Below are 9,915 nucleotides of genomic sequence, written 5' to 3' on the forward strand. Positions count from 1 at the left end.
ATTGGATCGGACATACTGAGTACAGTGAAACCAGAATAGAGCAATTAGATCACATCTTTAATCTGATTGGTATAAGACTCCTAAAAAAGACAAGGACCAGAATCAGGGCATGGAAAGGTAGACAGAGATAGGCATGCAGCGGCCGGCCCACAGGGGGCTTGCCAGCAATATCTGTCTTATCCTCTTTCATCCGGACTGTGACCGTCGGCTCCGGCATCTCACCGGATCTGCTGACCCCGCCCGGTCAAACCGGGTCGGGCGCTCGCGGGCTCCCCGAGTCATATCGGGATACCGCCGGTGGGGAATTTCACCCCGCCCTGAGAATAAGCGCAGACAGCCTAAAGAAAATCGCCGCAGGATGCCAGTCCAAAACCCATCAACGACAAACGCTTGCCCTCGGCGGCCCGCCTCCGCCAGCCGGTCACGCCGATGCACGGCACGCTGTCTTTTCTGATTTTGTTTGTGGCATAGTGCCAAAAAAACGTGCTGCCCGCGCAGACTGGGCGCCAACAACACCAACGGAATCATGACAGAGATGGAAAAGAAAATACTGCTGACCGATTGCCCCGACGCCAAGGGACTCATCGCCAAGATCACCAACATCTGCTACAAGCACCAGCTCAACATCAACAAGAACGACGAGTTCGTGGATCACGAAAACGGCCGCTTCTTCATGCGCACCGAGCTGGAAGGGCGCTTCAACGACGAGACCCTGCTGGCCGACCTCGACGATGCCCTGCCGGTGGGCGCTCTGCGCCGCCTGGTCAAGGCGGGCAAGAAGCGCATCGTCATCCTGGTGACCAAGGAGACCCACTGCCTCGGCGACATCCTGATGAAGAACTACGCCGGCGCCCTGGACATGGACATAGTGGCGGTGATCGGCAACTACGACACTCTGGGCGAGCTGACAGGCAAGTTCGACATCCCCTTCCACTGCGTGAGCCACGAGGATCTCAGCCGCACCGAGCATGAAGAGCAGGTGCGCGCCCTCATCGATGGCTACCAGCCGGATTACGTCATCCTGGCCAAGTACATGCGGGTGCTGACCCCGAGCTTCGTCGCGGCCTACCCGCGCAAGATCCTCAACATCCACCACTCCTTCCTGCCCGCCTTCATCGGTGCCCGTCCCTATCGCCAGGCCTTCGATCGCGGGGTCAAGCTCATCGGTGCCACCGCCCACTTCGTCACCGACGATCTGGATGAGGGTCCCATCGTCGAGCAGGACGTCATCCACGTCGACCACACCTTCACCGCCGACGACATGGCCAAGGCCGGTCGCGACGTGGAGAAATCCGTGCTGAGCCGCGCCCTGGAGCTGGTACTGAACGAACGGGTCTTTGTCTACGGCAACAAGACGGTCGTGTTCAAGTAAGCGGCGGTCCGACCCCAGAAAAAAGGCTCCCGAAGGAGCCTTTTTTCATTGCGGGGGCACTCACTGGTGCAGTGGCAGACCGTTGACGGTGACCTGTCCCTTCTCCAGCTTGAGCTCTGCGCTCAGTACCGCCGACTCCACCTTGAGGTAACCCAGGTCGGTAAACTGGCTCAGCATGGGGGCCAGCTGGGGAACCGCCTGGCCCAGCTTGTCGCCAAGGCGCGCATGGAGCAGACCTGACAGGGCCTGCATCCCCTCCTCGCTCTCCATCAGCGCGGCCAGGGTCGTGGGGGCCAGTTTGGCCTCCCCCTGCAGGTTGACGGGTTCGCCGTTGAGGCGGGCGCTGAGGTCCGTCAGCAGGAGCGTGGCCCCCCGCTGGAGCATCTTGTCCAGCGCCTCCTGGATGGCGGCTTCGTCCACCCGCTGGCTGCTGGCCTCCTGCAGCCGCTGGTACCCCTCCAGATCCAGCCCGTTGAGCGCCAGATCCAGGTTGCCCTCGGTCAGCGCCAGGCTGTCCTCCTCGTTTTCCAGATTGAGAGACGCCACCTTCATCTGATAACGGGTGGAGAGTGTCTGGACATCATCCCCCGCCAGCTGGGTGGCGGTGGTCATCCCCTGCAGGGAGACCTTGAGATCCCCTTGTGTCAGGGAGAGGGCGGAGAGGGTCGCATCGCTGCGGGGCGAGAGCCAGAGGCCGCTAATCTCCGCCATGTCGGCGCTGCCCTTGAGATCGGCCAGGGCCAGATCCGTCTTGCTCTGCGCATCGTGCACCGTCATGCCCAGCCAGTGGGCGGTCAGATGACCATTGCCGTCGAGATCGCCGCGGTAGTCGCCGTTCAGGGGCAGGAACTGGAACTCGTTGAGCCCCTCCTTGACCTTGAAGTCGCTGGCCCAGAATCGGGAGCTGTTGCTCATGGTCCAGAGGCTGCTGGCCGACTCCGCCCCCAGCTGCCATTTCTCCATGCCGAGGGCCGTGAAGACAGGTGCGAGGGAGCCCTCTGCGGTGTCCAGCAAGAGGTGGCTCTTGATATAGAGCGGCAGCATGCGGCTGTTGAACGCGAACTGCATCTCGATGGCCTCGCTCCCCGCCAGTTGGGGATCAAAACTCGCCAGCGTCTGGGGCGGCACCACCACCTTGAGTACGCCGTCGCGGGTAAACAGATTCTCCGTCTCTGGGCTCCAGGTGACTTCGATCCCGCTCTCCTGCTGCGCCCTGGCGATCTGCTCGGCCAGGATCCGGTCGAACGTATTGCCCGTGTACCAGCAGGCGCCAAGCCCTCCCACCACCAACACGGCTCCGACGGCCAAGGCCACTTTTTTCTTCATCAGTTCTGTTTCTCCACAATAGTTCAATGGCGGGTGCATGGGCGCACTCTACGGGGAGGATGGGCATCAACACAAGCCAGACAACGGCTTGGGGTCCACGCTCTGGCTGTCACAGCAGGGGGCTGAACAGGTAGAAGATGTTCTCAAGCAATTTTTTGTACCAGGGGCGGGCACGCCACCTGGTCAGTGACATGGGGGTAGCCTCCAGCATGTAGCCCTGCACCAGCTGGTTCATCTCGGCGACAAACACCGGGTTGTCGATGAGCAGGGTGATCTCGAAATTGAGCCAGAGACTGCGCCGGTCGAGGTTGACCGTGCCCACCAGAGCGAAATCATCGTCCACCAGCACGCTCTTGGTGTGCAGCAGCCCGGCATCATAGCGATATATCTCCACTCCTGCCGCCAGCAGATCCTCCATGAAGGAGTTGCTGGCGTGGTTCGCCATCAGGGAGTCGTTGCGCGCAGGCAGCACCAGTTGCACCAGCACGCCGCGGGCCGCCGCCGAAGAGAGGGCCGCAGCCAGCGGATCGTCCGGCACGAAATAGGGGGTGGTCAGCACCAGATGGTGACGAGCCTGGTAGATGGCGAGCAGCAGGCTCTGCTGGATACAGTCACCACCGACGAAGGGGCCGGAGGGAATGAGCTGGGCCCGATAGTTGGTCTGTGGCCAGGCTTCCGGCTCATGTTGCAGACTGTCGAGCAGCCGTTCGCCGGTCTCCATCTCCCAGTCCCAGACGAAGGTGGACCACATCAACGGCACCACGGGGCCCTGCACCCGGATCATGATGTCGACCCACTGGCCGACCCCGGCATCCTGCTTGAAGAAACGGGGATCCACCATGTTCATGGAGCCGGTGTAACCAACCTTGTCATCGATCACCACCAGCTTGCGGTGCATGCGCAAGTCCTGGCGCTGAAACGGGATGCGCCAGGCGCCGACCGGCAACACTTCCACGACTTTAACGCCGGCGGCGCGCAAGGTTTTGGGCCAGGAGGAGCGGAAGAAGGTCTTGCTGCCGATGGAGTCGAGCAAGACACGACAATCCACGCCGCGTGCCGCCACCTCCATCAACGCCTCGCACACCTCGTCCACATCCCCGCCGGGGTGCCAGATGTAGAACTCCAGATAACAGGATTGGGAGGAGCCCCGGATGTCGCGCACTATCTCCTCTACGATGCTCTTCGGCTTGTGCAGCAGGGTCATCCGGTTGCCCGAGAGCATGGGCATGGCCAAGCGCCCCTGGATCAGATCGTGGAGCGGGCGTGCCTTGCTTCCCACCTCGCAGCAGTGCTGGGGGAAGAGGCGCGCGAGCTGGCGGATCCAGATGGCGTAAGGACGGTACATGGCCTGGGCCCGCTCCGCCCGCTTGCGACCGAGGCGTATCTCGCCAAACAGCACGTAGAAACCGACCCCGGCGAAGGGGATGGCATAGATGAGGGCCAACCAGGCGAGGGATACCCCGATGGGACGTCGCTTCATCACCACCCGCAGGGAGATCCCAGCCACGATCACGGTGTGAAACAACAGCAACAACCAGCCGAGAAAGCGGGAAAACAGCAACTGAATGTCGTATTCCAGACCGTCGAGCAAGGCGACTCCTTGGTGTATTGGACAGATGGCACGGGCAGACCCCACAGGGTCGGGATGGTATGCTATGGGGCACACCCATTCTATCAGGTCGTTAGCATGATCCTGCAATCTATGCTGCTGAGTCTGGCCATGCTAGGTCAAGGCTCATATGACATCAATGAGCAGCAGATAAATCAGTACCTGCAGTCCCAGGTGCAAGTGGACAAACAGCTGGAATTGCCCGGCATCATCAAGGCCCATGTGCAACTCGAGCAGAGCGATGTGCAGATTGGTCGCCAGAGCCCGGATACCGCCAGGGTGTTTGGCAAAGGCAAGCTGAAAATCGCGCTCCCGGATCAGACCGAGTACGACGCGCGCCTCAACATGACCTATGAGGCGAGGCCCCGCTACGACAAGGCCAGGAGTGCGCTCTTCCTCGACAACATGAAGCTCATCGATTACAAGCTGGAGCCTGCCGCGGCGGAACAGAAGTTTGGTTTCATGCTGAGGATGCTGCTGCAGAGCATGGAGAAACGGCTGGAGACCCAGCCTGTCTACAAGCTGGATGACAAAGATCCCAATCAGGCCTGGCTCAAGGAAAATCTGCTGGGGCTGGAGCTGTCACCAGGCAAGATCCACCTGCTGACCAAACCCCAATAAGACGTCAGTTGAAAACAGGCGCCTTCGCCTGACGCACCAGCAGCTCGATCTGGTAACCCTGTTCGTGCTGCTGGTGATAGAGAGAGTGGAGGGGCCCGTCGAGTTCATGCAGGGGAAGGTGGTCAAATCCCGCCTTGAGGTAGAAGGGTTTCTCGAACGGCAGGGCGTGACAGATCACGGGCTTGTCGGAAAGATCGCGGCAGGCATGCTGCAACAAGCGGGATCCCAGCCCCAGGGACTGGTAGTGAGGGAGCAGACGAAAGCCGCACAAGTGGTAATAATCCTGTTCATCGCGCAGGCGCACAGCCCCCACCAGCCAGTGCGCGTCACGGACCACAAAAATCCGTTCTGCCAAATCCGGCACATAGTGGGAAAACGTCGTCTCGTAATAGTCTCTGATGAGGGAAAGATCCGCATCACAGTACTCTTCGAATCTGAGCTCCATCGCTCGCCTGCTTGTCATGCCCATTTCGCTCTGGCCATACCGGCCCTCTCCTGCTCGCTCGCTGGCTCCACGAAGAGATCAGACCAGAGTGGAGCAACAGCAAGATAACACGCCTTTAACTTACAAAAAAGCCAATAACTCGATGGAAAAGACGAGGTTGCGATCATCCGCCCCTTGACGCCATGAGCCGCGCCCCTTGTCCTGAGTGAGCACTCAGGTGGGACGTCCCTCTGCCATCACATTTCCAGCCTCCCCTGTTCACGGGCACTTGTTCTGCGCCATCCCGAATGCTTTACTCAACGTGCCTAACGAGGCTTAAGGAGCAAGCCGTTGAAAGCATGGATGTTGCTGGGCATGATGCCGCTGTTTTCCCACGCAGCCCCGGCTCAGATACCGCCGCCGGCCGAGGTGGTGATCCTGACCCCGGAGACGGCAGTCTCCTCCCCGGTTCCCACGCCGCGTACCGTGGCGCTCACCCCGGCGCCGCTCCCCTCCCCTGAACCCGCTAAGCCTGCAAGCCGTCAGATCCAGGTCTACAAGTCGGTACAAAAGAACGGGGTCATACGCTATTCCGACATGATGCCGGAGCAGGGTCACTACGAACTGCTGCTGTTCAACGACTGCTATGCCTGCGATCCGGCGTCCAAGGTCAACTGGCGCACAACAGGCCTCTTCCTCTATGACTACGCCAGCACCATACAGGCGGCAGCCAAGGCTTATCAGGTCGAGCCTGCCCTCATCCGGGCACTTATCCATGCCGAGTCCGCTTTCAATCCTCTGGCCGTCTCCCGCAAGGGCGCCATGGGACTGACCCAGCTGATGCCCGCCACGGCGCGCGAGCTCGGGGTCGGCAACGCCCTGCTGGCGGAGCAGAACATCTTTGGCGGTGTGAAATACCTGGCGGGTCTGCTCAAGCAGTATGACGGCAATGTGGCCCTGGCCACCGCCGCCTACAATGCAGGCGCCGGTGCGGTGCAAAAACACGGCGGCATACCGCCCTATGCCGAAACCCGGGCCTATGTGGAACGAGTCAAGCTGCTGCATCAGCGCTACAAAGAGATGCTGAGCGCCAAGGGGTTGTAGGACCGGTACGGTACAAGCACGGCGGCATCCCTCATTGGCCGAAACCCGGGCCTATGTGGAACGGGTCAAGCTGCTGCATCAGCGCTACAAAGAGATGCTGAGCGCCAAGGGGCTGTGATCATGCCGTACCCTATCGTCGGCATGGCGCCCTGCCCGGTATTCCTTCAGGCATAAAAAAACACGCCCGGGGGCGTGTCGATACCACACGTTAACTAGCAACACATCACTCTTTCGTGGCGATCACACGATAGGCCAATGCACCCAGAATGGCACCGACAATGGGGGCAACCCAGAACAGCCAGAGCTGGCCCACGGCCCAGTCACCGACAAAAAGCGCCACGCCAGTGCTGCGCGCCGGGTTGACCGAGGTGTTGGTCACCGGAATGCTGATGAGGTGGATGAGGGTCAGGCACAGGCCGATGGCGATGGGAGCAAACCCGGCCGGTGCACGGCTGTCGGTGGCGCCCATGATGACAAAGAGGAAGAAACCGGTCATCACCACTTCACACACCAGGGCGGCCAGCAGGCTGTAACCGCCGGGGGAATGCTCGCCATAGCCGTTGGAAGCAAAGCCGGCGCTCACATCAAAACCCGCCTGTCCGCTGGCAATGACATAGAGCACGCCACCAGCCACGATCCCGCCAAGCACCTGGGCCACGATGTAGGGCAGCACGTTGGAGGCCGGGAAGCGACCACCAGCCCAGAGTCCGACGGTCACGGCCGGGTTCAGGTGGCAACCCGAGATATGACCGATGGCATAGGCCATGGTCAGCACGGTCAGGCCGAACGCCAGGGCGACGCCCAGCAGGCCGATCCCCACATTGGGGAAGGCGGCAGCCAGCACTGCGCTCCCGCAGCCCCCCAGCACCAGCCAGAAGGTTCCCATAAATTCAGCAGCAAAAGGTTTCACTCTTGTCTCTCCCATGATGACTAACACGCGAACCTGAAAGGCTCATACGGACACTGTTATTGAACAGGCGCCATATTATGGGAGTGTGGCGGCACAAGGCGAAGCCGGCCCGCACCGGGGGAAATGTGTGATCTTAATCACAAGTTGTTGATTAGGTAGAGAGAACCAGTCCCGCCCCATGGGGCTTTCTCATGGGAGTCCCCTGAGGAGGTGCGACAAGTCGTGACTCAATCAGCGCTTTTGCCAGCAGGCACCGGTATCTGGCTCACCCTTCTCTCGCACTCTGCCAAGGCGGAGCACCGGGCTCAGCGATAACGTCCGCGCACCGAACCGCTGGCCTGGCCCGCCATCCGGATCAGGCTCTGGCGGGTATGGAAGTGGCAGAGCGCCACCCCGAGGGCATCCGCCGCATCCGCCTGGGGGGTGGCCGAGAGCTTGAGCAGGTGCATCACCATGTGCTGCACCTGCTCCTTGCCCGCGCCGCCGGTGCCCACCACCGCCTGCTTGATCTGGGTCGCCGAGTACTCGCTCACCGGCAAGCTGGCATTGACCGCCGCGACGATGGCGCTGCCGCGAGCCTGACCCAGCTTCAAAGCCGAATCGGCATTGCGCGCCATAAAGACCCGCTCGATGGCAAACTCGTCCGGCTTGAACTGGGTGATGATCTCGCTTACCCCGTCGTAAACCTGCTTGAGGCGGGACGGCAGCTCGCCCAGATCGGTACGGATGCAGCCCGACCCCAGGTACTGCGCCTTGCCGGAGACGATGCGGATGACGCCGTAACCGGTGATCCGGGAGCCGGGGTCGATCCCCAAGATAATGCTCATGAGACTCTGCTGTGTTGAAGGCTGTTCATGGCGGCCAAGATAGCAAACTCGCCCCCGCTTGGCTCGCGCGGCAGCGCCCAGGTCGCCTGACTGCGCAGGGATGCGCCATCTTGTACAGTGGTCTGCCGCTTCTCTGGCCAGTTATGCCGGCCGGTTGCGACGGGGTCACTCCCCCGCCAGGGCCACCAGTCGTTCCGCCAGCCGGTGGCCGTGCAGATAGCTCTCAATCAACGCCCCGTCGGCCCGACCCAGCTCAACCTGCCCATACCAGTGATCGAGCATCGCCACGAAACCCCGGCTCGCCAGCACCGGCTGCCAGTCGTCCGGTGCCAGGGTCTGCACGGCCTTGTCCCGCGCGCACGTGCCCCGGGTGCAGTTCTCGATATGCAGGGAGAGGTTGTCGCCATAGGCGTCGATGCGCTCCTCCGTGATGCCGGCGCTGCGGTTCATGCTGCCGCTCACCGCCACCTGCCCGCTCTGCCAGGCCACGCTCGCGCTCACCAGCATGTCCGGCTCCTGCGCACTGCGCCGCAGCACGGCATGAAGATCCCCGTCCGGCACGCCGCCGTAGAAGCAGAGGCTGTCGAGCACATGGATAAAGTCGTCGAACAGGAACTGGCGTGGCGCCCCAGGCAGATAGTGTCTGTGCTTCTGCCAGTGAAGCTCGGTGAGCGGCTGGGCACGGGCGGCGCCCATGGCGGGCAGATAGCGGCGGTTGAAACCCACAAACAGCGGGCAGCCCTTCGCGATGGCGAGATTGGCGAGCGCCTCCGCCTCGGCGTAATCAAAGCAGAGCGGCTTGTCCACAAAGGTGGGGATGCCTGCCCGCAGACATTGCTCGGCCAACGCGAAGTGCACCGAGGTGGCGGCGTGGATCATCACCGCATCCGGGCGGCTAGCCAGCAACGCCTCCACCTCGGTAAAGCACTCGGGGATCCGGTACTGGCGGGCCAGCTTATCCAATACAGCTGGGCTCCGGGTGCAGAGCAGCGGGGTGACTCGCTCGTCGCTGGCGAGCAGCGGCAGATAGGCCTTCTGGGCGATATCGCCAAGACCTACGAGGGCAATGCGCATGGGGACTCCTTGTAACGGATGGGATGGCACAGGGTAACATCCGGCGCTTTCTATTCGGGCTCTTTCGCCAGTTCCTTGGCCTGCTCTCTGACATCGAGCCACTTGCCGATTCGGGATCCCAGTTCGGAACAGAGCAGGGCGCTGACCATGGCTACGATCATCTGCATACCATCAAAGCCAGCCTGACGCTCAAACAGCAGGGGCGCGATCAGGTTGAAAACTATGATCCCGAGCAGCAAGCCAAGCCCGCCGCCCACCTTCTCTCTTCTGGATCTTGCTTTGATCGTCATCTGATGACTCCTGTGCAGGAAGATATGCAGGGGGACGCGCCCCTTGCCGACACATCCGGCAAGATAACAAAGCCTTCCCTGTTTGGGACAGCCATCTTTTGGAGCAAGCTGCAATCCAGCAGCCCGTGCATCTTGCCGCCGAGCATTGGCGATGGCTCTTGTGAAATTAGGGAATTAAAGAAAGCGTCCTGGCATAAAGAGGACTAATCCGGACGCACTCACACAGGGTACCAGGTGCAATACCGAGAGCTTGTATGACGCAAGCAGTGACCGTTTAAAAGAGGTTCATCGCGGCTTTCCGGGGAAGGCCGCCTTGATTTTCAGAAAAAAGTATTCTGAGTCCCTAAATCCATATGCC

Annotated in this window: 10 protein-coding genes and 1 riboswitch; of the genes, 3 read left to right on the forward strand and 7 right to left on the reverse strand. The window is 61.1% G+C overall.

The features are described 5' to 3' along the window. Positions 1-174: 174 nt before the first annotated feature. Positions 175-329: riboswitch (FMN riboswitch) on the reverse strand. A gap of 206 nt (positions 330-535) precedes the next feature. Beyond that, positions 536-1,372, forward strand: coding sequence for a formyltetrahydrofolate deformylase (gene purU, locus PG892_RS19840; protein ID WP_052815892.1), 837 nt, complete (start codon positions 536-538; stop codon positions 1,370-1,372). Positions 1,373-1,432: 60 nt separating this feature from the next. On the opposite strand, the gene PG892_RS19845 is transcribed toward purU, so the two are convergent. Both PG892_RS19845 and cls read right to left on the reverse strand, forming a co-directional pair. Beyond that, positions 1,433-2,698: a DUF945 family protein gene (locus PG892_RS19845; protein ID WP_052815890.1), complete on the reverse strand. Its 1,266-nt coding sequence runs from the start codon at positions 2,696-2,698 to the stop codon at positions 1,433-1,435. A gap of 109 nt (positions 2,699-2,807) precedes the next feature. Beyond that, positions 2,808-4,289: a cardiolipin synthase gene (gene cls / locus PG892_RS19850; protein WP_010673520.1), complete on the reverse strand. Its 1,482-nt coding sequence runs from the start codon at positions 4,287-4,289 to the stop codon at positions 2,808-2,810. A 96-nt stretch (positions 4,290-4,385) separates the two neighbouring features. Here cls and PG892_RS19855 point away from each other — a divergent pair, with 96 nt between their 5' ends. After that, complete coding sequence (locus tag PG892_RS19855) at positions 4,386-4,928, forward strand: DUF1439 domain-containing protein (protein ID WP_029313991.1); 543 nt, start codon at positions 4,386-4,388, stop codon at positions 4,926-4,928. Positions 4,929-4,932: 4 nt separating this feature from the next. On the opposite strand, the gene PG892_RS19860 is transcribed toward PG892_RS19855, so the two are convergent. Further along, a complete protein-coding gene (locus PG892_RS19860) occupies positions 4,933-5,373 on the reverse strand; it encodes a GNAT family N-acetyltransferase (RefSeq protein WP_010673518.1) in 441 nt (146 codons plus the stop codon). Positions 5,374-5,715: 342 nt separating this feature from the next. On the opposite strand from PG892_RS19860, the gene PG892_RS19865 reads away from it, so the two are divergent. Beyond that, entirely contained in the window at positions 5,716-6,456 is a 741-nt protein-coding gene (locus PG892_RS19865; protein ID WP_042878789.1) for a lytic transglycosylase domain-containing protein, read from the forward strand. 223 nt (positions 6,457-6,679) lie between these two features. On the opposite strand, the gene aqpZ is transcribed toward PG892_RS19865, so the two are convergent. The 4 genes from aqpZ to PG892_RS19890 all read right to left on the reverse strand — a co-directional run bounded on the left by aqpZ (position 6,680) and on the right by PG892_RS19890 (position 9,557). After that, on the reverse strand, positions 6,680-7,366 hold the full coding sequence (aqpZ, locus tag PG892_RS19875) for an aquaporin Z (protein WP_010673516.1): 687 nt from the start codon (positions 7,364-7,366) through the stop codon (positions 6,680-6,682). A gap of 305 nt (positions 7,367-7,671) precedes the next feature. Then, positions 7,672-8,193 (reverse strand): crossover junction endodeoxyribonuclease RuvC, encoded by a 522-nt coding sequence (gene ruvC, locus PG892_RS19880; RefSeq protein WP_042074353.1) that lies wholly within the window; start codon positions 8,191-8,193, stop codon positions 7,672-7,674. Between the two features lie 165 nt (positions 8,194-8,358). Next, a complete protein-coding gene (locus tag PG892_RS19885) occupies positions 8,359-9,267 on the reverse strand; it encodes a Gfo/Idh/MocA family protein (RefSeq protein ID WP_052815889.1) in 909 nt (302 codons plus the stop codon). A 50-nt stretch (positions 9,268-9,317) separates the two neighbouring features. Beyond that, entirely contained in the window at positions 9,318-9,557 is a 240-nt protein-coding gene (locus PG892_RS19890; protein WP_052815887.1) for a hypothetical protein, read from the reverse strand. Positions 9,558-9,915 lie beyond the last annotated feature (358 nt).

The organism is Aeromonas sp. QDB68, from assembly GCF_027707405.1.
In the GTDB taxonomy this organism is placed as follows: domain Bacteria; phylum Pseudomonadota; class Gammaproteobacteria; order Enterobacterales; family Aeromonadaceae; genus Aeromonas; species Aeromonas caviae.

Bases quoted from the DNA above. Each gene is read 5' to 3' on its own strand.
- purU (WP_052815892.1), top strand. From the start codon at position 536: ATGGAAAAGAAAATACTGCTGACCGATTGCCCCGACGCCAAGGGACTC.
- PG892_RS19845 (WP_052815890.1), bottom strand. From the start codon at position 2,698: ATGAAGAAAAAAGTGGCCTTGGCCGTCGGAGCCGTGTTGGTGGTGGGA.
- PG892_RS19855 (WP_029313991.1), top strand. From the start codon at position 4,386: ATGATCCTGCAATCTATGCTGCTGAGTCTGGCCATGCTAGGTCAAGGC.
- PG892_RS19860 (WP_010673518.1), bottom strand. From the start codon at position 5,373: ATGGAGCTCAGATTCGAAGAGTACTGTGATGCGGATCTTTCCCTCATC.
- PG892_RS19865 (WP_042878789.1), top strand. From the start codon at position 5,716: ATGTTGCTGGGCATGATGCCGCTGTTTTCCCACGCAGCCCCGGCTCAG.
- ruvC (WP_042074353.1), bottom strand. From the start codon at position 8,193: ATGAGCATTATCTTGGGGATCGACCCCGGCTCCCGGATCACCGGTTAC.
- PG892_RS19885 (WP_052815889.1), bottom strand. From the start codon at position 9,267: ATGCGCATTGCCCTCGTAGGTCTTGGCGATATCGCCCAGAAGGCCTAT.
- PG892_RS19890 (WP_052815887.1), bottom strand. From the start codon at position 9,557: ATGACGATCAAAGCAAGATCCAGAAGAGAGAAGGTGGGCGGCGGGCTT.